The sequence below is a fragment of the Bosea sp. (in: a-proteobacteria) genome (assembly GCA_023910605.1).
GTDB lineage: Bacteria > Pseudomonadota > Alphaproteobacteria > Rhizobiales > Beijerinckiaceae > Allobosea.
In genome coordinates this window covers 2,844,161-2,865,193 of record JAAVVV010000001.1, presented here as the reverse complement: position 1 = coordinate 2,865,193, position 21,033 = coordinate 2,844,161, and the positions used below count along the sequence as shown (strand labels likewise).

At 66.6% G+C, this 21,033-nt stretch carries 16 protein-coding genes and 1 tRNA gene; 6 read left to right on the top strand and 11 right to left on the bottom strand.

The window, feature by feature from the left end; translation table 11 throughout:
* Positions 1-3 precede the first annotated feature (3 nt).
* The 3 genes from HEQ16_13795 to pcaB are packed head-to-tail and all read right to left on the bottom strand — an operon-like array spanning position 4 to position 3,016.
* Positions 4-426: a DUF126 domain-containing protein gene (locus tag HEQ16_13795; GenBank protein MCO4055088.1), complete on the bottom strand. Its 423-nt coding sequence runs from the start codon at positions 424-426 to the stop codon at positions 4-6.
* A complete protein-coding gene (locus HEQ16_13790; protein ID MCO4055087.1) occupies positions 423-1,676 on the bottom strand; it encodes a DUF521 domain-containing protein in 1,254 nt (417 codons plus the stop codon). The genes HEQ16_13795 and HEQ16_13790 overlap by 4 nt, the downstream gene beginning before the upstream one ends.
* Complete coding sequence (gene pcaB, locus HEQ16_13785) at positions 1,673-3,016, bottom strand: 3-carboxy-cis,cis-muconate cycloisomerase (protein ID MCO4055086.1); 1,344 nt, start codon at positions 3,014-3,016, stop codon at positions 1,673-1,675. Before pcaB ends, HEQ16_13790 begins: the two co-directional genes overlap by 4 nt.
* A gap of 152 nt (positions 3,017-3,168) precedes the next feature.
* On the opposite strand from pcaB, the gene HEQ16_13780 reads away from it, so the two are divergent.
* Entirely contained in the window at positions 3,169-3,618 is a 450-nt protein-coding gene (locus tag HEQ16_13780) for a carbon monoxide dehydrogenase subunit G (protein ID MCO4055085.1), read from the top strand.
* On the opposite strand, the gene HEQ16_13775 is transcribed toward HEQ16_13780, so the two are convergent.
* Positions 3,615-4,832 carry a VWA domain-containing protein gene (locus HEQ16_13775; protein ID MCO4055084.1) on the bottom strand — a complete coding sequence of 406 codons (1,218 nt, stop codon included), beginning with the start codon at positions 4,830-4,832 and terminating at the stop codon, positions 3,615-3,617. The two genes, HEQ16_13780 and HEQ16_13775, sit on opposite strands and share 4 nt — an antisense overlap.
* On the bottom strand, positions 4,832-5,728 hold the full coding sequence (locus HEQ16_13770; GenBank protein ID MCO4055083.1) for a MoxR family ATPase: 897 nt from the start codon (positions 5,726-5,728) through the stop codon (positions 4,832-4,834). Before HEQ16_13770 ends, HEQ16_13775 begins: the two co-directional genes overlap by 1 nt.
* A 134-nt stretch (positions 5,729-5,862) precedes the next feature.
* Between HEQ16_13770 and HEQ16_13765 the strand changes: the two genes are divergently transcribed.
* On the top strand, positions 5,863-6,216 hold the full coding sequence (locus HEQ16_13765) for a nuclear transport factor 2 family protein (GenBank protein ID MCO4055082.1): 354 nt from the start codon (positions 5,863-5,865) through the stop codon (positions 6,214-6,216).
* Positions 6,217-6,313: 97 nt separating this feature from the next.
* On the opposite strand, the gene HEQ16_13760 is transcribed toward HEQ16_13765, so the two are convergent.
* The 5 genes from HEQ16_13760 to HEQ16_13740 all read right to left on the bottom strand — a co-directional run bounded on the left by HEQ16_13760 (position 6,314) and on the right by HEQ16_13740 (position 13,487).
* Complete coding sequence (locus HEQ16_13760) at positions 6,314-7,117, bottom strand: xanthine dehydrogenase family protein subunit M (protein ID MCO4055081.1); 804 nt, start codon at positions 7,115-7,117, stop codon at positions 6,314-6,316.
* A gap of 162 nt (positions 7,118-7,279) precedes the next feature.
* Positions 7,280-9,643, bottom strand: a complete 2,364-nt coding sequence (locus HEQ16_13755; GenBank protein ID MCO4055080.1) for a xanthine dehydrogenase family protein molybdopterin-binding subunit — start codon at positions 9,641-9,643, stop codon at positions 7,280-7,282.
* Between the two features lie 185 nt (positions 9,644-9,828).
* Positions 9,829-10,326 (bottom strand): (2Fe-2S)-binding protein, encoded by a 498-nt coding sequence (locus HEQ16_13750; protein MCO4055079.1) that lies wholly within the window; start codon positions 10,324-10,326, stop codon positions 9,829-9,831.
* A 311-nt stretch (positions 10,327-10,637) separates the two neighbouring features.
* The gene (locus tag HEQ16_13745) at positions 10,638-10,814 is read right to left on the bottom strand and encodes a hypothetical protein (protein ID MCO4055078.1); all 177 of its coding nucleotides are present in this window, start codon (positions 10,812-10,814) and stop codon (positions 10,638-10,640) included.
* 324 nt (positions 10,815-11,138) lie between these two features.
* Positions 11,139-13,487 carry a bifunctional salicylyl-CoA 5-hydroxylase/oxidoreductase gene (locus HEQ16_13740; protein MCO4055077.1) on the bottom strand — a complete coding sequence of 783 codons (2,349 nt, stop codon included), beginning with the start codon at positions 13,485-13,487 and terminating at the stop codon, positions 11,139-11,141.
* 243 nt (positions 13,488-13,730) lie between these two features.
* On the opposite strand from HEQ16_13740, the gene HEQ16_13735 reads away from it, so the two are divergent.
* Both HEQ16_13735 and HEQ16_13730 read left to right on the top strand, forming a co-directional pair.
* On the top strand, positions 13,731-15,878 hold the full coding sequence (locus HEQ16_13735) for an EAL domain-containing protein (protein ID MCO4055076.1): 2,148 nt from the start codon (positions 13,731-13,733) through the stop codon (positions 15,876-15,878).
* A gap of 44 nt (positions 15,879-15,922) precedes the next feature.
* Positions 15,923-18,487: a response regulator gene (locus HEQ16_13730; protein MCO4055075.1), complete on the top strand. Its 2,565-nt coding sequence runs from the start codon at positions 15,923-15,925 to the stop codon at positions 18,485-18,487.
* Positions 18,488-18,493: 6 nt separating this feature from the next.
* On the opposite strand, the gene HEQ16_13725 is transcribed toward HEQ16_13730, so the two are convergent.
* Positions 18,494-19,417 carry an enoyl-CoA hydratase gene (locus tag HEQ16_13725; GenBank protein MCO4055074.1) on the bottom strand — a complete coding sequence of 308 codons (924 nt, stop codon included), beginning with the start codon at positions 19,415-19,417 and terminating at the stop codon, positions 18,494-18,496.
* A gap of 288 nt (positions 19,418-19,705) precedes the next feature.
* Here HEQ16_13725 and ugpC point away from each other — a divergent pair, with 288 nt between their 5' ends.
* Both ugpC and HEQ16_13715 read left to right on the top strand, forming a co-directional pair.
* Positions 19,706-20,764: a sn-glycerol-3-phosphate ABC transporter ATP-binding protein UgpC gene (gene ugpC / locus HEQ16_13720; protein ID MCO4055073.1), complete on the top strand. Its 1,059-nt coding sequence runs from the start codon at positions 19,706-19,708 to the stop codon at positions 20,762-20,764.
* A gap of 180 nt (positions 20,765-20,944) precedes the next feature.
* A tRNA-Arg gene (locus HEQ16_13715) sits at positions 20,945-21,021 on the top strand.
* Positions 21,022-21,033: the final 12 nt, after the last annotated feature.

Below are 21,033 nucleotides of genomic sequence, written 5' to 3'. Positions count from 1 at the left end.
TCGTCAGGGCGTGCAACTGATGGCGCCCGCCTCGTCGACGCTGGCGCTGCCGCACAGGGCGTGCTGGCTCTCGCGGGCAAGCCTCAGCGCGATCGGTGTGCGCCAGCCCATCTCGCGCGCCACGATGATGCCAAGCAGCAGGATGGCGTCAGGCTCGTGCAGGATGATGGCGGCCGGGGCACGGCCCGCGCGCACCAGTTCGAGCAGCACGGCCGAGGCCGATGACGAGCCGATGGTGCCCGGCAGGGCCAGCACCGTGCCCGCGATGTTGCGTCCGCGATCGGGGTGGCGCGCATCGATGATGGCCGCCGTGGCAGGATCGACCCCGCCCCAGAAGCTGATCGGCGCCGACAGCGCGAGGACGGGGCCGCACGCCGCTGGGCCTGGCAGAAGCACTTCGGCCTGAATGGCAAGGCTTGCGGTCATGGCGAAGCCCCGCTTTCGGCAAGGAGCGCGCGGCCGGCCACCGCGCTCTCGATGCAATCGGCCATGGAGCCATAGACCACGCCGTAGCCGGTGTTGCCGGGCGCATAATGGGCGAACTTGCCGGAATTGGTCATGAGCACGCCGTCGATGGCAGGCAGGATCGGGGTGACGACCACGCAAGTGTCCGCCACGACCACGACATTGAGTCTTTCCAGCGATTTGCGCAGACCTGTTCGATCGATCTCTCGCAAGACATGCCGGCCCGTGCAGGCATAGATAGGCGCCTGCGCCCGCCGTCCCCCCAGCAATCTCGCCAGGCCCTCCAGCTCGTCGAGCGAGAGGTGGGGACTGCCCACCGCCACGGCGTCGATCGCGCCCGCGCCATGGACGGTGGACAGCCCGGCCTGCGCGTCCCGCACCATCTCGCGCGTGAGGACCATGGTCTCGGCTGGCGCGACCCCGCCGAGCGCCGCATCAATGCCTGGCGCCTCGGGCGTGACGCCTGCGATGTGGAACAGGCCGACCCCGCCGGCGGAGGCCGCCGCAGCGCCGAAGGCCTTCAGCCTGTCCTCGCTGACCGCCACGCCGACACCGCCGAGCACGCCGATGGCTGTGCCTACCTTGCGGCCGAACACTGTCCCCAGCACGGGCCAGATCCAGTCGCTCGCCAGCAGGGCAGGGGGCAGCGCGCTGGCGTCGAGCAGGACGGTGGCGCGGCGGTTCTCGGGCCTGTGAAGCCCGCAATCTGGCGCGCGGCCGGTTATGGCGCAGGCAATGTCGAGATAATCGCCATAGCGGTTGGTGCGGGCGCCGAGCACGGAATTGCAGAAAGCGACGGCGTTGCTCTCGCCCCATGCGACATCGCTGCCGCGGGCCGGGCGGTGACCGGCCTGATAGGGCGCGCAAGTCCAGGTGCGCTCGCAGCCCATGGCCTCGTAGGCCAGCATCAGGCGCCTGGCCATGTCACGTGTCGCCCCTGCCAGGCGGCTCTTCGAGCAGCCGGTGAGATCGAGCGCGCCGACGTTCAGCGTGGCGCGCACAGCAACACTGGCTCCGCGCCTCACCAGTTCCTCCGCGAAAAGGGTGCCGGCGTCGCCATGGTAGAGCGCGCCATCGATATGGGCCGAGGCGACGGGGATGAGCCGCGGCGCGCCAAGGAGCCGCGCGCTTTCCGCTACGATGCGCATCGCCATGGCCGTGCCGTCATCGCCGGCCGCGATGGCCCGTTCCTCTTCGCTCAACACGCTCATGGCAGGGCCTCATTCGGCAAGGCGGCATGAGCCGAAAGTGCGGCATCCATGAAGGCATCGGCGGAACCCAGATAGGCGCGGGGTTCGAAAAGCCCCGCCAGCGCCTGAGGATCGAGCTGCGCCGTCACCGCCTGCTCCTCCGACAGAACCTCGCGCAGATGCCGCCCTTCCGCGATGGCGCGGCGGCAGGCGCCATCGACGAGATGATGCGCTTCGAGCCGGCCCATAGCGTCGGCCAGCGCCATCATGACCGCCTCCGCCATGACCAGCCCTTGCGTCACATCGAGATTGGCGCGCATCCGCCTGGCGTTTATCTGGAGTCCCTCGATCAGCGTCACGGCGGCCGCGAGCGAGCCGGTGGTGATCCGCAGGAGTTCAGGCAGCGTCCGCCATTCGGCATGGGCGGGGCCAGCCGCCCGCTCATGCTCTTGCATCTGCGCGGCGAGGATCGTGGCTACCAGCCCGGGCGCGGATGTGGCGGCCCCGATCATGACGGCGCTGAGAACGGGGTTGCGCTTGTGCGGCATGGTGGAGGAGCTGCCACGCCCCGGCGCAGCGGGCTCCACAGCCTCGGCCACGTCGGTCTGCATCATCAGCGCCACGTCGCGCCCGATCTTGCCGAGGCTGCCGCACAGCAGGCCGCAATAGGCCGCAGTTTCGCCGATGCGGTCGCGGGCGCCATGCCAGGGCGTCGCCGGCCAGGACAGGCCAAGCTCTCCGGCGAGCAAGGACCCGACCTCCGCGCCCTTGCCGCCCAGCGAGGCGAGCGTGCCGGCGGCGCCGCCGAACTGGAGGGCGAGTATGCGCGGGCCGATTTCGCCAAGGCGCTGGCGATGCCGCGTGACCATGTCGAGCCAGCCGGCGGCCTTCAGCCCGAAAGTGGTCGGCAGGGCGTGCTGGAGCACGGTGCGGGCCACCATCGGCGTGCTGCGATGACTGCGCGCCTGCCCGGCCAGCGCCGCCCCCAGTGCGGCCAGGCCATCGTCGACAAGCGTAACGATGCCCCGCAACTGAAGCGTCAGTGCGGTGTCCATCACATCCTGCGTCGTCGCGCCCCAATGCACATAGGGTTGGCCCGCTGCGTCTGTCCGCGCGGTCAGCAGTTTCACGAAGGGGATGACAGGTGTGCCGGCCCTCGCCGTGCCTTCGGCTATGGCAGCCGCCATGGCGTCGATCTCATCGGCATGGACCGTGTCCACGGCGCGCGTGATCGCCTCGGCGGCCTCGGAAGGGATGAGCCCGACCGAGGCCTCGGCCCGGGCCAGCGCTGCCTCGAAGCGCATCATGCAGCGCACATAGGAAACATCCGAGAGCAGCGCGGCAGCGCGGTCATCCACCATCAGCGCATCGAACAGGCGCGCGGCGTGATGCGCGTGGCTCTGGCTCCCGGACATGGTAAGTTCCTTTCGCCCTCTTGCGCGTGCACGAATTTTAGCTTCGATAGCGGGGTCTGCGTCGCGGCTGCAAGCAATAACCACATGAGGAGGCTGTAATGGCAATGAAGATGAGCGGCGAGGTGACGCTTCCCGCCAGCCGCGAGGTGGTTTGGGCCAAGCTCAACGATCCGGAGGTGCTGAAAGCGTGCATTCCGGGCTGCGAGGCGCTCAACAAGGATGACGACACGCATTTCTCGGCCGTGGCCAAGATCAAGCTCGGTCCCGTGAAGGCCACGTTCAAGGGCAAGGTCGAGCTGCGTGACCTCGACCCGCCCAATGGCTACACGATCAGCGGCGAAGGCGAGGGCGGCATCGCAGGCTTCGCCAAGGGCGGCGCCAAGGTGGCGCTGAGCGACGCCGAAGGCGGGGGCACCTTGCTGAGCTATGACGTTGACGCACAGGTGGGCGGCAAGATCATGCAGCTAGGCTCGCGCCTGATCGACTCGGTGGCCAAGAAATATGCCGACGAGTTCTTCGCCAGGTTCGCTGTAGCCGTGGCGGCCTAGGCCGCGGCGCTGAGCCAGGCCCGCGGATCAACGCCGCGGCCGGCGCCTGCCGGGCCGAGCGCTGCAATCAGCCCTTCCATCGCCCTGAGGTTGTGGATGGTGCGGAATTCGTCGACATGGGGCAGGAGCGCCCTGATCCCGCCGGCGCGCGCCTCGAATGCGTCGAAGCGCAGCAGGGGATTGAGCCAGATCAGCCGCCGGCAGGAACGGTGAAGCCGATCCGCCTCGAAGGCAAGCTGGTCGAGCCCCTGCCGTTCCAGCCCGTCGGTGAACAGCAGCACGACAGCTCCCCCCGACAGGACGCGGCGCGACCAGAGCCGGTTGAAATCGTGCAGCGCCTGGCCGATGCGCGTGCCGCCCTCCCAGTCCGGCGCGGCCCGGCCGCAAAGGGCAAGCGCCTCGTCCGGGTCGCGCGTGCGCAGCAGGCGCGAGACATTGGTGAGCCGGGTCCCGAAGGTGAAGCTGTGGACGCTGCGCCGGCTTGCCGTCAGCGTGTGCAGGAAATGCAGGAGGATGCGGCTGTATTCCGCCATCGAGCCGGAGATGTCGACCAGCGCCACGACGGGCGGCTGGCGTTCATCCCGCTCGCGGAAAGCAAGCTCGATGCCGGCCCCGCCGCCGCGCATCGACCGGCGCAAGGTGCGGCGCAGGTCTATGCGGCGGCCGTTCGCGATGGGGCGGAAACGGCGGGTTGGCACACGATCATCGGGCAGGCGCATCGCGGCGATCATGCGGCGCGCATTGTCGATCTCGGCGGCCGTCATCTGCGCGAAATCCCGCGCCTTCAAGGTTTCCTTGTCCGAGATGGTCAGACGGCCCGTAAGCTCCTTCAATTCCTGAACCACATCCTCGTCGCGCTGGCGCGGCGGGTTGAAGGCATCCTGCACCCGCAGCGCGCCGGCCTCCGGGCGGCCTTCGGGCCTGGGCGGAGCCAGCGCCTCGGGCGAGAGCATGGCCATCATCTTTTCGATGAGGGCGCGGCGGCGCCAGAACAGCGCGAATGCCTGGGCAAACACGCCCATATCCTCGCGCCGCTTCACGAAGACGGCATGAAGCGTCCAGAACACGTCCTCCCGCCCGCCCAGCGCGCCGCTCTCCAGCGCCCGCACAGCCTCAAGCACGGCGCCGGGGCCGACCTTGAGGCCAGCGCCGCGCAGGGCGCGGGCGAAATAGGCGACATTGTCGGCGATGACGCCGGGCGGCGCATCATCCATCAGCGCCGCGCCTCGTCGAGCAGCTTCTTGACCGCGCTGCCCTGCATCTTCTGGATGTCGTCCTGATACTTCAGCAGGGCGCCGATGGTGTCGGAGACCAGCGCGGGGTCGAGCGCCACCGCGTCAAGCTCGACAAGGGCGGTCGCCCAATCGATCGTCTCGGCCACGCCCGGGGCCTTGAACAGCTCTTCCTTGCGGATGGCCTGCACGAAGGCGACGATCTGGCGTGAGAGCCTCGCCGGGGCCTGCGGCGCGCGCGCCTTCAGGATGGCCAGCTCGCGCTCGGAATCCGGATAATCGACCCAGTGATAGAGGCAGCGCCGCTTCAGCGCGTCGTGGATTTCGCGCGTGCGGTTCGACGTCACGATCACAATCGGCGGCTGCGCCGCGCGGATGGTGCCCAGCTCGGGAATGGTGACCTGCGCATCGGACAGCACTTCGAGCAGGAAGGCCTCGAAGGCTTCGTCCGTGCGGTCAAGCTCGTCGATCAGCAGGATGGGCGGGCCGGCGGCATCGGGCTCCAGCGCCTGCAGAAGCGGGCGGCGGATGAGATAGCGCTCGGAGAACAGTTCGCTCTCCAACCGGCCGCGATCGACATTGCCGCCCGCTTCCGCGAGGCGGATCGCCATCATCTGCTGGGCATAGTTCCACTCATAGACGGCGGAGGAGATATCGAGCCCCTCATAGCATTGCAGGCGGATCAGCCGCCGTCCAAGCGTCGCGCTCAGGACCTTGGCGATCTCGGTCTTGCCGACGCCGGCCTCGCCCTCCAGCAGGAGGGGGCGGCCCATGCGCAAGGCCAGGAACAGCACGGTCGCCAGCGCCCGATCGGCGACGTAGCCGCCCGACTTGAGCAGCGCGGCAGTGGCATCGATGGAGGTGGGAAGCGCGATCATCAGGCAAGCCGGGACAGAGGGCGGATGTCGTTGGTTATGGCCCATGCCGGCGATGGCGTCACCACGTTGACATGACACGGGGGCATGACATAGCTTCCAATATCATGAACAAATCGGAAACAACAGGTCCCATCATGTCTGTTGCCGACATCGCCCAAGCCTTCACCGCGCTGCTCAAGGCCGGTGATCATCATGCCGCAGGCATGCAGTTCAACGCCCCCGACATTGTCAGCATCGAGGCCATGGAGGGTCCGATGGCGCGGCTGGAAGGGGCGGAGGCGGTCGCCGCCAAGGTTCAGTGGTGGTTTGAGAACCATGAGGTCCACGCCATGACGACGGAGGGGCCGTTCGTGAATGGCGACCAGTTCGCGGTGGTGTTCGATACGGACTTCACGGTCAAGGCGACCGGCGTGCGCCGCCATTCGCGCGACGTTGGGCTTTACACGGTCAGGGACAGCAAGATCGCCGTGGAACGCTTCTTCTGCTGAGCCTGCGAACCGTTGCGACCGCCCCGTCGGGTGACGGGACAGTCGCAAGTGCGTCATGCTGAGCCCCTTACATGCATGATGACCACATGCGGGACATTCACTTGCCGAGCGAAGCATCCACCGCGCGGCGGGCCATGACGCCAATCAGATGGGCGCGGTATTCCGCATCCGCATGGATGTCGGAGTTCAGGTTCTCGGCGCTGGCCTGAAGGCCGATCAGCGACTTGGAAGAGTAGCGCTGGTCCAGAGCCAGTTCCGCCGCTGTCCAGCGGAACACGCCCGAAGCGCCCGCGCCGGTGACCGCGACGCGAACCTCGCCGCCACGCTTGGCCACGAACACGCCCACCAGCGCATAGCGCGAGGCCGGATTGGCGAACTTGGCGTAGGCCGCCCGCGAGGGCACGGGAAAGATCACCTTCGTGATGATCTCGCCATCCTCGAGGGCGGTGCCGAACATGCCCTGGAAGAACTCATCGGCCGGAATGCGCCGCTTGCTGGTGACGATCGTAGCGCCCAGCGCGATGCAGGCTGAGGGGTAGCACGCCGCCGGGTCGTTGTTGGCTACGGAGCCGCCTATGGTGCCGCGATGGCGCACATGCGGGTCGCCAATGTTGCCGGCGAGGTCGGCGAGGCCCGGTATGGCCTCGCGCATCACGGGGCTTGCGGCCACCTCCGCGTGGGTGGTCATCGCGCCCACGACGACGGCGCGGCCCTTGCGCTCGATCCCCTTGAGCTCGGCGACGCCGCCAAGGTCGATCAGGCTGGCCGGGGAGGCGAGCCGCTGCTTCATGGTGGGCAGCAGCGTGTGGCCGCCGGCCAGAAGCTTGGCGTCCTCCTTGCGGGCAACAAGGCCGGCCGCCTGCCGAACGGTATCGGGGCGATGATAGGTGAATGCGTACATGATGTGTCCTCCGCTCTGTTCCCTCTGCCCGACGGAAGAGGGTTAGGGAGAGGGACCATGCGGCCAATGCCGCCGCCCCTCGGGATGAAATCGAAACCGGGAAGAGTAGTGAAACGCCTCCCCGGCCCTCTCCCGCAGGGGGAGAGGGAGCAAAAGCGCGGCTTACTCGGCAGCCATCTTCTTCATGGCTTTCTGCGCCGCGCGCCACACAACCTTCGGCGTGGCAGGCATGGTGACATCTTCATGGCCGACCGCATCGGTGATGGCGTTGATCAGCGCGGGCGGGGCGGCGATCGCCCCGGCCTCGCCGCAGCCCTTGATGCCGAGCGGATTGGACGGGCATGCGGTCACCGTCATGCCAACCGAGAAGGAAGGCAGGTCGTCGGCGCGCGGCATGCAGTAGTCCATGTAGCTCGCGGTCATGAGCTGGCCGTCGGCATTGTAGACGACGCCCTCCAGCATGGCCTGGCCGATGCCCTGGGCGATGCCGCCATGCACCTGGCCCTCGACGATCATCGGATTGATGACGACGCCGAAATCATCCACGGCCGTCCAGTTCACCACCTTCGTCACGCCCGTCTCGGGGTCGATCTCGACCTCGGCGATGTGCACGCCGGCAGGGAAGGTGAAGTTTGTCGGGTCATAGAAGGCGCCTTCCTTCATGCCGGGCTCAAGGTCCTGCCCGTTGAACTTGTGCGCGATGTAGGCCTGAAGGGCGCAGGCGCCGAAATCCAGCGTCTTGTCGGTGCCCCGCACGCTGAACTTGCCATCCTTGAAGTCGATGTCCTGTTCGGACGCCTCAAGGACATAGGCGGCGACCTTCTTGCCCTTGGCGATCACCTTGTCGAGAGCCTTGGCAATGGCGGACATGCCGACCGCGCCAGAGCGCGATCCATAGGTGCCCATGCCCATCTGCACCTTGTCGGTGTCGCCATGGATGATGGAGACGGCCTCGAGCGGCACACCGAGCCTGTCGCAGACGAGCTGGGCGAAGGTGGTTTCGTGGCCCTGGCCGTGGCTGTGCGAGCCGGTCAGGATCTCCACCGTACCGATCGGGTTGACGCGCACCTCGGCCGATTCCCACAGGCCCACGCCTGCGCCGAGCGAACCCACCGCCGCTGACGGGGCGATGCCGCAGGCCTCGATGTAGGAGGAGAAGCCGATGCCGCGCAGCTTGCCGCGCTTTTCGGCCTCCTTGCGGCGCTTGCCGAAGCCCTTGTAGTCAGCCGCTTCCAGCGCCTTTTTCATCGAGGCGTTATAGTTGCCCGCGTCGTAGCACATGATCACCGGCGTCTGGTGCGGGAACTTGGTGATGTAGTTCATCTCGCGGAACTTGGCCGGGTCGATGCCAAGCTGGCGCGCGGCCACCTCGACAAGGCGCTCGACCACGAAGGTCGCCTCCGGCCGGCCCGCCCCGCGATAGGCGTCGACGGGAGCGGTGGTGGTGTAGACCGCATCCACCTCGGCATAGATGGCCGGGATGTTGTACTGGCCACTGAGCAGCGGCGCGTAGAGATAGGTCGGCACAGAGGACGAGAAGGTCGAGAGATAGGCGCCGAGGTTCGCGATGGTGTGGACCTTGAGGCCCGTGATCCTGCCATTGGCGTCGACCGCCATCTGGGCCTCCGTGACATGGTCGCGGCCATGGGCGTCGCAGAGGAAGGCCTCGGTGCGGTCAGAGTTCCACTTCACCGGCCGGCCGACCTTCTTCGAGGCCCAGACGCAGACCGTCTCCTCGGCATAGATGAAGATCTTCGAGCCGAAGCCGCCGCCGACATCGGGGGCGATGACCCGAAGCTTGTTCTCCGGCGCGATGCCGATGAAGGCGGAGAGCACGAGGCGCGCGACATGCGGGTTCTGGCTCGTGGTGTAGAGCGTGTAGTGATCCTCGGCCTTTTCATAGACCCCGATCGCGGCGCGCGGCTCCATCGGGTTCGGCGCGAGGCGGTTGTTGACGATGTTCATCCTGACGACGTGCTTCGCCGCCGCAAAGGCCGCATCCGTCTCGGCCTTGTTGCCGAGGTGCCAGTTATAGACGGTGTTGTCGGGAGCGACGTCATGGATCGTGACACCGGCGCGCGTCGCGCCCGCAGTGTCCACCACCGCCGGCAGCACGCCGTAGTCCACGATGACGGCCTCGGCGGCGTCGCGCGCCTGCGCCAGGGTGTCCGCCACGACGACGGCGACATGATCGCCGACATAGCGCACCTTGCCCTGGGCGAGGGCAGGGTGGGCGCCGGCCTTCATCGGCGTGCCATCCTTGTTGTGGATCATCCAGCCGCAGATCAGGCCGCCGATCTTGTCGGCCGCGAGATCCTCGCCCGTCAGCACCGCCAGCACACCCGGCATCGCCCTGGCGGCCGAGGCGTCGATGCCCTTGATGGTGGCGTGCGCGTGAGGCGAACGCAGGAAATAGGCATGGGCCTGGCCGGGCCGGTTGATGTCGTCGGTGTAGCGGCCTGCGCCGGTGATGAAGCGGTGATCTTCCTTGCGCTTGACCGAAGCGCCTATGCCCGTGGCTGTCATGGTGAGGCTCCTCCCGGAGATGATGGATCCTGTGGCGTTGTCCGCCGTCTTTGTCGGGACTGGTCCGGAGCACGGGTGGATGACCCGATCATTGACGCCCGTTCGAGAGGCTCCGGCTGGTTCATGGGCCGCATGGTTGCGGCAGGCCGACAGCGCGCCGACCCGTGGCGCAGCTCAGGCGCGGTTCACTCGGCCGCCTGGCGCAGGGATGCGCCCGCCATCGCCCGCGCGCCGGCATCCACAGCCCTGACGATGTTGTGGTAGCCGGTGCAGCGGCAGATGTTGCCTTCGAGCTCCTCGCGGATGGTGTGCTCGTCGAGGTCGTTGCCCTTGCGGTTCACGATGTCGATCGCGGACATGATCATGCCGGGCGTGCAGAAGCCGCACTGGAGGCCGTGATGCTCGCGGAAGGCCTCCTGCATAGGGTGCAGCGTGCCATCGGGCGCGGCGATGCCCTCGATGGTGACGACGCTGGCGCCCTGGCACTGGACGGCGAGGATGGTGCAGGACTTCACGGCCTTGCCGTCGATGTGCACCACGCAGGCGCCGCACTGGCTGGTGTCGCAACCGACATGGGTGCCCGTGAGGCGCTGGTGATCGCGGATGAACTGGACCAGCAGCGTTCGGGGGTCGATGTCGCCCGAAACGGGGTTGCCATTCACCATCATGGACACGGTCGCCATGTCATACCTCCTTCGAATTGCCGCGTCGTCGCGGGATAGCGCGCACGGTCCTTTGATCTTGGCAGCTCCCGCCAGCCGCGCCGGGTGCGCCTTCGGCAGCGCCGCCAGTGTGACCCGGGCGGCAGGTTTGAACTGCTCCAAATCCATATTCAACCCGCTTGATTCAAGCGTCAAGCCAGAGCCAGAAAATATCTGATGCCGAAACGCGCAGGTTTTCGTGCAGTTTCGCGAGATGCCGCTGAATGCGCGGCTGCGGCCGGAAGGCGTCATTCGACTGTGCAAAAGGCGGATCACGGCGAGCCGCAACAACCTCAGGTCCGGCAAATCGCGATGCGGTCCCGGGCAGCGGCCTCTTGCAGGCTCAGCGCTGCGCCCGCCCCGCCCATGTTGAAATGGACTGAGTCCATGAAGATCCGGGCCTTGCCCCCCGGCTCGTTGGCCGTTCTGATGATCGGCAAGCTGTGCCTCCGCCAGACCAGGCCGGCCACGCCGCCTGCGCCTTCGCCGGTCCTGACGCTGCCCTGATTGGCTGCGCGGGCCTGTGACTCCCGCTGGAGCGGCTTGTTCTGTGCGCGCTCCGACGGTCATGGCGATTGCAAGGGCGTGGTGTCAGCCTGGCGCTGCCTGGCCAGCCGCTTGTGGTGATGTCGAGCCGCGCAAGCGCCGACGCCGTGAAGGCGGGAGGGCCTGATGTCAGCCTCCCGCCGCGCAAGGTTTCGCCGACCAATGCCCGGGGCGCCCATCAGAACAACCGCGAAGAGAAGGCAAGCACGCAGTTCAGCCGCAACTGAGGTTGGGCCGCCGCCTGGAGATCACTGCGCCGCGAGGCTGGGCAGCGTGTCCTCCATGGCGGGTGCGTGGCTGGTGGGCCGGGCCTTGAGTCTGAGTTCGGCGAGGTCGGTCCGCTCCTTCTCAAGCTGGCGATAGAGCGCGTCGCGGCCGGGGCCATACTGGCGCGGCGAAACATGGTCGGCATCGCCATACCAGGCCGCCGCGCGCAGGGTGAAGGCTGGATCGGCCAGATGCGGACGGCCTAGCGCCACCAGATCAGCGCGGCCGGCCGCGATGATCGTGTTGATCTGATCGGCGCCCGTGATCGAGCCCACGGCCATGGTGGCCACCTTGGCCTCGTTGCGGATCTGGTCCGAGAAGGGCGTCTGGAACATGCGCCCGTATTGCGGCCGCGATTGAGGCGCGGTCTGCCCCGAGGACACGTCGATGAGGTCTGCGCCTGCGCGGCCGAAGGCTTTGGAAACCTCTACCGCCTCGTCAGCCGTGAGGCCGCCCGCCATCCAGTCGGAGGCGGAAATGCGCACGGACATCGGCTTGTGCGCCGGCCACGCCGCCCGCATCGCCTCGAAGACACGTAGCGGGAAACGCAGCCGGTTTTCCAGAGCGCCGCCATGGTCATCGGTGCGGTGGTTGGTCACCGGCGAGATGAACGAAGCCAAGAGGTAGCCATGTGCGCAATGCAGCTCCAGCATGTCGAAGCCGGCCTCCTCCGCGCGGCGCACGGCCCCCACGAAATCCGCCGTCACCCGCGCCATGTCCTGCTCGTCCATTGCGCGCGGCGTCTGGCTTTCCGGATAGTACGGCAGCGCAGATGGGGCGATGAGGGGCCAGCCACCCTCGGCGAGGGGGCGGTCCATGCCGTCCCACATCAGTTTTGACGCGCCCTTGCGGCCGGCATGGCCGAGCTGGAGGCAGATGCGGCTGTCGCCATTGGCATGCACGAAGTCGACGATGCGCTTCCACGCCAGCGTCTGGGCCTCGTTCCACAGGCCGGTGCAGCCGGGCGTGATCCGGGCTTCCGGCGAAGGGCATGTCATCTCGGTGAAGATCAGCCCTGCGCCGCCCATGGCGCGCGCGCCGTAATGCACGAGGTGGAAGTCGCCGGGCCTGCCATCCTTGGCGGAGTACATGCACATCGGCGACACCACAACGCGGTTGGCCAAAGCCATGTCGCGCAGGCGATAGGGCTGGAACATGGGCGCCACGGCCGTGTGCGGCTCGGCGGTGATGCCGCGGGCCGCGACATCCCGCGCCATCATGTCATCGACCGCCGCAACGAATTGCGGAGCGCGCAGCCTGAGGTTGTCGTAGGTGATGGCCTTGGCGCGCGTCATCAGGCCGAAGGCGAACTGGGTCGGGTCCATGTCCCAGAAGCGCTCCACCTCCTCGAACCAGACAAGCGAGGTGTCGGCCGCGTGCTGGGTCCGCTCGACCTCGTTGCGGCGGGTGGTCTCGAAGTGGGCCAGCGCCTCCGACACGCTGCCCGTCGCCAGCAGCGACTTGTGCAGGGCGATTGCATCCTCCATCGCCAGCTTGGTTCCCGAGCCGATCGAGTAATGCGCGGTGGCCTTGGCGTCGCCGATCAGGACCATGTTGTCCTTCACCCAGCGCTCGTTGCGCAGCATGGGGAAGGAGCGCCAGATCGACCGGTTGGTCTGAAGGCGGTGGCCCTGAAGCTCGGCCGCGAAGACGCCCTCCATGTAGCGGGCGCTCTCTTGCTCATCCATGATGTCGAGGCCGGCGCGGGCCCAGGTCTCGGGCGTCGTCTCGAGCACCCAGGTCGAGGCATTGGCCTCATACTGGTAGCAATGGGCGATGAAGACGCCGGCTTCCGTCTCGCGGAAGAAGTAGTTGAAGGCGTCGAAGGGGCGGGTCGAGCCCATCCAGGAGAACTTGTTGGGCCTGAGATCGACCTTCGTGCCGAAATGCTCGCGGTGGCGCTCGCGCAGGCGCGAGTTCAGCCCGTCGGCGATGACGATAAGGTCGGCATCCAGACCTGTATCGTCTGCGATCTCGACGCCGAACTCCATCGCCACGCCGAGCTGGCGCGCTCGCTGCTGGAGCAAAAGCAGCAAGGTGCGGCGTGAGCAGCCGCAGAAGCCGTTGCCGCCGATGCGGTGCACCGTGTCCTTGAAGTGCACCTCTATGTCGTCCCAGTAGGCGAAGGACCGGCGGATCGCCTCGTAGCTCTCCAGATCATGCGCCTTGAAGGTGTCCAGCGTCTGGTCCGAAAACACGACGCCAAAGCCGAACGTGTCGTCCGCCTGGTTGCGCTCATGGATGGTGATGGCCGCATCGGGCCGCGACTGCCTGAGCAGGATCGAGAAATAGAGGCCCGCAGGACCGCCGCCGATCACCGCAATCTTCATGGCCCGCTCCCTCGCTGCCGATCCCGGCGCCTGACGAACCATTAATATTTTAAGCTTAAAACATTTTGGTGCAAGGCCTGAAACCCGCTTGCGCCCGAGCCGGACATGCGCGGCCGGCCGGGTCGGGCGCTCTCGAACGCATCGTTAACCAAAGTCTGTGAAAATGCAGGGGTCCGCATACCGGGGCCGCATTGATCCGTCAGCTTTTCGCGCGTCGTCACGTGCAACAAAGATCTAACCCCCATGCCGTTAGTCGCCATTCTCGACGATCAGTACACGAACCGCCAGATCTTCGCGCGGCTCGCGAAGTCGATTGCCGATGACATTACGGTCGAGACGTTTCCGGACCCGCTGGCCGCGTTGGCCTCGCTGGCCGGACGGCAGGTCGATCTGGTCATCACTGACTTCAAGATGCCCCATATGGACGGCGCCGATTTCGTGCGTCAGTTCCGCGAGTTGCCCGGCGCGGCGGATGTGCCTGTGGTGGTCCTGACGGTCTATGAGGAGCGCAGCCTCAGGCTGCGCGCGCTCGAATGCGGCGCCACCGACTTCCTGCAGAGCCCGGTCGATCATCAGGAGTTCGTCACCCGGGCGCGCAACCTGCTCCGGCTGCGCCGGCAGCAGCTGCTGCTTGCCGAGCGCGCCGATCATCTGCGCGCCGAACTGATCGAGAGCGAGCGCACGCATGAGTCAGCCATGCGTGATTCCCGCGAGCGCCTCGCGCAGGTGATCGACAGCATTCCGGCGGTCGTCCGCTGCGCCGATTTCGACGGCAAGGTGCTGTTCGCCAACGCGTTCCAGGCTGATCTGCTTGGCAAGAGCGCGACCGAGGTCGTCGGCCAGCCCGTTGCGGGCCTCATCGGAGAAGAGCAGGGCGCGCGCTCGAAAGCGCTCGATCGCATGGTCTGGGAAACCGGCCGCGCCGCCAACTCCTATGAAGAGGATCTGACCGACCAGGCCGGGACCAAGCGGGTCCTCCTGTCGTCGAAGACCCCGTTGATGGACGCCAATGGACACGTCTGCGGCGTCCTCACCACTTCGATCGACATTTCCGAGCGCAAGGCGGCCGAAAACTACCTGCGCCACATGGCGCATCATGATGCGCTGACGGGACTGCCGAACAGGACCTTGCTGCATCAGCGCGTCAATCGCGAAATCGCCCGCGCCCGGCGCGGCGACCGCGCCTTCGCGCTGCATCTGATCGATCTCGACGACTTCAAGGCGATCAACGATGTGCATGGCCATGGCGTCGGCGATTCCTACATCGCCGCCATCGGGCAGCGTCTCTCTGACATCGCACGCAGGCAGGACACGGTCGCGCGCATCGGCGGCGACGAATTCGCCGTGCTGCAGACCGCTGTCGCAAAGCCCGAGGATGTACGCCAGTTCTCCGACCTGATGCTGCAGGTCATCGCGCAGCCTTTCGTGGGTGATTCAGGCCTTGTGGCCTCCACAGGCAGCATCGGCGTAACGATGCATCCGGCCGATGCCGCCGACGGAGCGACGCTGCTCAAGCACGCCGACACGGCCATGTACCGTGCCAAATCCGATGGCGGCAACCGCATGGCGTTCTACGCCTCGGACATGCAGAGCGCAGCGCTCGGCAACGCCACGCTCGACACCGAGCTGAAGCTCGCGCTTGAGCGGGGCGAGTTCGTGCTGCACTACCAGCCGCAGATCGAGGCCGCCACGGGGCGGCTGACGGGCGGGGAGGCGTTGATCCGCTGGAACCGGCCGGGCCATGGCCTGCAAAGCCCAGCCGCCTTCCTGCCGCGCGCCGAAGCCACCGGCTTCATCGTCCAGATCAATGAATGGGTGGTGATGGAGGCCTGCCGCGCCGGCCGCCTGTGGCAGCAGCTTGGCATGACGGGGGTGCGCGTGGGCGTGAACCTCTCGCCGCTGCAGTTCACGCGGAACAACGTGCCGCTGCTGGTCACGCGGGCGCTGGGCCAGAGCGGGCTCGATCCGCATCTGCTCGATCTCGAGCTGACGGAAAGCTCGGTGCTGGAGGACAGCGAGACGCTCGTGGGGGAGCTTGCGCAGATCCGCGCGCTGGGCTGCGAGATTTCGATCGACGATTTCGGCACGGGATATTCCTCGCTGCGCTATGTGAAGCGCTTCCCCGTGGATCGGCTGAAGATCGACCAGTCCTTCATCCGCAACCTGCCGCACGATCCCAACGACGTCGCGATCGTGCGCACGGTGATGGCGCTTGGCCACAGCCTTGATTTGTCCATCATTGCAGAGGGCGTGGAGACCGAAGCGCAGCGCGACTTCCTTGCCAGCGAAGGCTGCGACGAGTTCCAGGGCTACCTGTTCAGCAAGCCGCTGCCCTTCGACGCCTTCGTGGAATTCGCCCTGGGACGCGCCGGTCTGGCCCGCAAGGCATGAACGCTCCCACGAACCCCGCGCGCAGGCCCGGAAGGCTTCGCCGCATGATGTCGGCGGTGCGCAGGCGGCTGAAGGGCCGCCCCGACAGCGAACACGAGATGACGATCAACCGCATCGTGCTCTCCACGGTGGTGCTGGCTTATCTCGTCATCGCACAGTCCAAGGGGCATGACGCCGCGCAGGATGTGTTCCACGACGCGCTCGTGCTGTTCGGCATCTACTACGCCGCTTCGCTCGTTCTTTTCGTGCATATCCTTGCGAAGCCGGGCGTCTCGCACGGCCGGCGCATCCTCGCCATCAGCCTCGACATCGGCATGCTGACCTATGGCATGCACATGGGCGAGAGCGCTTTCGCCATCGGCTATCCGCTTTATCTCTGGATCATCTTCGGCAATGGCTTCCGCTTTGGCGTGAAGTATCTGCTCGGAGCCGCGATCAGCGCCATCATCGCCTTCGCCCTCCTCATCCTGACAACGCCGCCCTGGCACAACAATCTCGAGATGTCCTTCGGGCTGATGGCCGGGCTTTTCCTCCTGCCGGCCTATGTCTCCGCGCTGATCCGCAAGCTGTCGGAGGCCAAGCAGCAGGCTGAGGAGGCTTCCAAGGCCAAGAGCCTGTTCCTTGCCAGCGTCAGCCATGAGTTGAGGACGCCGCTCAACGCCATCATCACGCTGAGCGACCTGCTGCGCGGCTCGGCCATTCCGCGTGAGCAGCGCGAGATGAGCGAGACGATCGGCATGTCCGGCCGTTCCCTGCTCAAGCTCATCAACTCCATCCTCGATCTGTCGCGGATGGAAGCCAATGCCGACCGCATGCAGACCGCGCCGCTGTCCGTTCTCGAGACGGTGCTGGGCGTGCGCCGCGTGCTGGCCGTTTCGGCGGAGGCGAAGGGGCTCTATCTCAGCGTCGAAATCGGCGCAGGCATGCCGTCCAGCATCATCGGCAACCGTCAGAAACTGGAGGAGATCCTCACCAACCTGATCGGCAACGCCACCAAATTCACCAGCAGCGGCGGCATCCGCGTGTTGGTCGATGTTGCGGAGATCGGGCCAGACAATGCGACGCTCCGCTTCAGCGTGCATGACACCGGCATTGGCATCCATAAATCGGCGCAGGCCAGCATCTTCGAGCAGTTCACGCAGGCCGACCACACGATCATGGACCGGTTCGGCGGCACCGGCCTTGGCCTCGCCATCGTCAAGCAGCTGGTCGAGCGGCAGGGCGGGCAGGTCGGCGTGATAAGCGTGCCGGGCATGGGCAGCGAGTTCTGGTTCACCCTGCCTGTCGCGCTGGCACCGGCCCCGGATGAGACGCCTGCTGCGGCGCGCCACCCGGTGGTGCTTCTGTCGCACGACTTCGCGCTCTACACACGCTTGTCCAGCAGCGGCCGCCAGGTCCTTCGCGTCACCGATGGCGCGGCGGCGCTGGCCGAGCTGAGGGCCACCATGGAAAGCGGCTGCCGCGGGTTGCTGCTGATCGATGCGGACACCATGCCCGAGTCGGTCTGCACCGGGCTGATGGCGATGGACCGCGACTTTGGCGCCCTGCGCCGCAGCGTCATCGGCCTGATGCGGGGGCCGGACAGCCGCATTGAGGAGGCGCCGATGCCGCTGCTCGTGCATCTGTCGCGACCGGTGAAGCCGGCGGAGCTCACGCAGCTGGCCATGCTGGCGGCAGGCGGCGGTGAAATCGTTGGCAAGGGTCCCGCCGGCGATGCCGACCTGGCGGCTGACCCCAGGCAGGCGATTCCCGACCTGCGCATCCTCGTCGCCGAAGACAACACCACGAACCAGATCGTCATCCGTAAGCTGCTGGAGCGCGATGGCCACTCGGTCACCATCGTGTCGAATGGCGAGGATGCCGTCGAAGCGCTGGTCAAGCAGAGCTTCGATATCGTGCTCATGGACATCAACATGCCTGTGATGAACGGGCTGGAGGCCACAAAACTGGCCCGCTTCGCGATGCTGGGCGGCATCCGCATCCCCATCTACGCGCTCACCGCCGATGTCACCGAAGACACCCGCAAGCGCTGCCTTGACGCGGGTATGGAAGGGTGCCTGCACAAGCCGATCGAGCAGGGCGAACTGGCCGATGCGCTGCGGATGAGCACGCGCCGCAACTCCGCGCCGCCCCAGGAGGCGGACCGCGGGCCGGTTGCTGATGGCGCTCCCGCGCTCGGCGCCGTGCCCATGATCGGTCCTGGGACCGCTGCGCCCGGGCCGCTCATCGTCGATCTTGAAGCGATTCCGGTCGTAGATGAGGTCGCGCTGTCGAACCTGCTGCAGCTGGGCGATCTCGGCTTCATGGGCGAACTCATCGAGGAGTTCCTGTCGAGCTCGACACAGACGCTCAACCGCATGGAAGCCGCCGCCGAGCGGCTCGATGCGGCCGCATTCCAGGATATCCTTCACGCCCTGCGCAGCAGCGCGGCCAACATCGGCGCCAGACGGCTGTTCACGCTGGCGCTTGAATGGCGCCAATGCAGCCAGGATGATCTCGCCCGCTCGGGCGACCAGCGCCTGGCGTTGCTGCGCGACAGCTTCGCCGAGGCTGATGCAGCGCTGCGGGCCTGGCTGCGGGGGCAGCGCCACCTGCGCATGGTGAGCTGAAGCGTTTCAGCTCACCATACGCAGGCGGCCTTGGGCGGAACGAAGGCGTTCCATGCGGCGCAGGCTGGATTCATCGAGCCGCATGGCCTCATCGACCCAGCGATCCGTGATGTCGTAGAGCTCCTGCAACGTCAGCCCGCCGACGCGGCGGCGCACGTCGTGCAGCGCGGTCAGGACGCTGTGCCGTTTCTGGTTCTGCGAAATCCAGCGACGCACGGCCTGCGGGCCTTCGCCATCCTCCGCCAGCACATCGACAAGGCCGAGGGCGTGAAGCTCCTGGGCAGAGTAAATCCGCCCGCTGGCGATCATCTCCTCGGCCTTGATCGCGCCCACGCGCCGCGAGAGCAGGCTGTAGGCACCCATGCCGGGAAAGAGATTGAACATGATCTCGGGCAGGCCGAAGCGCGCGCGCTTCTCGGCCACCAGGACATTGCAGGACAGCGCCGATTCGAAGCCGCCGCCGAGAGCATCCCCCTCGATCAGGCCCACCACGATGAGCGGCAGGCCAAAGCCGGAGTAGACGTTGAAGATCATCTCGCAGCATTCTCGGGCGTAGCCGCTGAGCGCAGCGCGATTGCCGGCGCGGATCGCCTCTGCAAAGTAGGTGAGGTCGCCGCCAAGATTGTAGACGCCCTGGAGGGCGGAATGGCCGACCACAAAGCGCAGCGGCGCCTCCTGAGCGGGCGCGGCGCCGAACGCCGCCTCGACAGCGCTCTTGAAACGCAGCATGTCGCGCAGGAGCGGCCGGGTGAAGCTCGGTGCGCCCTTGGGGTTGAACTGGCACCAGGCCGCGCGCTCGTTCGGATCGAACTGCACCTTCATCTCGTCATAGGCGAGCGCCGGGAAGGTCAGCTCGATGGGAAGATCGGTCAGGCTCGCATTCTGCGCGGATGGCGTCGGCAGGGTCTGCTTCGGGGCGACGAGCAACATGGGAAACACCGGTTCGATGGGGCTGTTCTGGCTTGGTCCGACACCGAAATTGGCCCAGATTCCGGTGCTTTTCAACTAAAGCATTAAGAAATGGTTAACCATGGCGTCCGCCAGCCACGGCTGGGCCGCCCGTTGGATGGCGGTCGATGGCGCTGAAGGGGCAACCCCGTCCGGAATGGCCGCCGGGGCGCGCGACGTCCGGCCGGGCTCGCCAGCCTCCCGGTTCGCGATTGCGCGGGCGTGCCGGTTGAACCAGAATGCCGTCCGTCCGCGACACAGGAACCCAGCATGGCATCGGTCGAGATCCGCAGCGTCCGCAAATCCTTCGGCTCGACGCCCATCCTGCACGGCGTCGACATCACGATCGAGGATGGCGAGTTCGTGATTCTGGTGGGGCCTTCGGGATGCGGAAAGTCGACGCTGCTGCGCATGATCGCAGGTCTGGAGGGCATCACCGCAGGCGACATCGTCATCGGCGGGACGGTGGTCAACACGGTGCCGCCCAAGGACCGGGACATTGCCATGGTGTTCCAGAACTACGCGCTCTATCCGCACATGACCGTGGCGGACAACATGGGCTTCTCCATGAAGCTGCGCGGCGAGCCGCGGGACGCTATCAGGGCGCGGGTCGACAAGGCGGCTGCGATCCTTTCGCTGTCTTCGCTGCTTGGGCGCTATCCACGCCAGCTCTCGGGCGGCCAGCGCCAGCGCGTGGCCATGGGCCGGGCCATCGTGCGCGATCCGCAGGTGTTCCTCTTCGACGAGCCGCTCTCCAACCTCGACGCCAAGCTGCGCGTGCAGATGCGCACCGAGATCAAGGAGCTGCACCAGCGGCTGAGGACCACCACCATCTATGTCACCCATGACCAGATCGAGGCCATGACCATGGCCGACAAGATCGTGGTGATGCACGAGGGCTCGGTGGAGCAGATCGGCGCGCCGCTCGAGCTTTATGACCGTCCGGCGAACCTGTTCGTGGCCGGGTTCATCGGCTCGCCGGCCATGAACTTCATCAGGGGGACAATCGGGGAGGGCGGCTTCATGGCCGAGGGCGGTTTACTGCTGCCGCTGGGGGATGCGCCATCTGCCTCGGGCGACAGGCCGGCGGTTTATGGCCTCAGGCCCGAGCATGTGCGGCTTGACGGGGCGGGCCTCGAGGCGCGCGTCCATGTCGTCGAACCCATGGGATCGGAAACCCAGGTCGTGGCCGAGATCGCCGGCCAGCCCTTCACCTGCCTCTTCCGCGAGCGAATCGCAGCAAGGCCGGGCGAGGTGATCCGCATCACGCCGGACCGGATGAGCACGCATCTGTTCGATGCCGGCAGCGGCAAGCGCCTCGCCGCCTGATCTGTCGTGGTCCATATCCGGCTGGTCGCCGCCCTGTCTTTCCTTGGTCCTGGAAGCGTCGATGGGGGCGGGGGGAGGCCTTCGGCAGAACGGCTCCCTCGCGCTTCAAAAGAGGGTTGCCAAGGTCGCAGCGACCCGGTAGACACTCGCCAACTCAGCGGTCGACGCCGCATTGAGAACGCGCCCGTAGCTCAGCTGGATAGAGCATCAGACTACGAATCTGAGGGTCAGAGGTTCGAATCCTTTCGGGCGCGCCATTTTATCAAGCA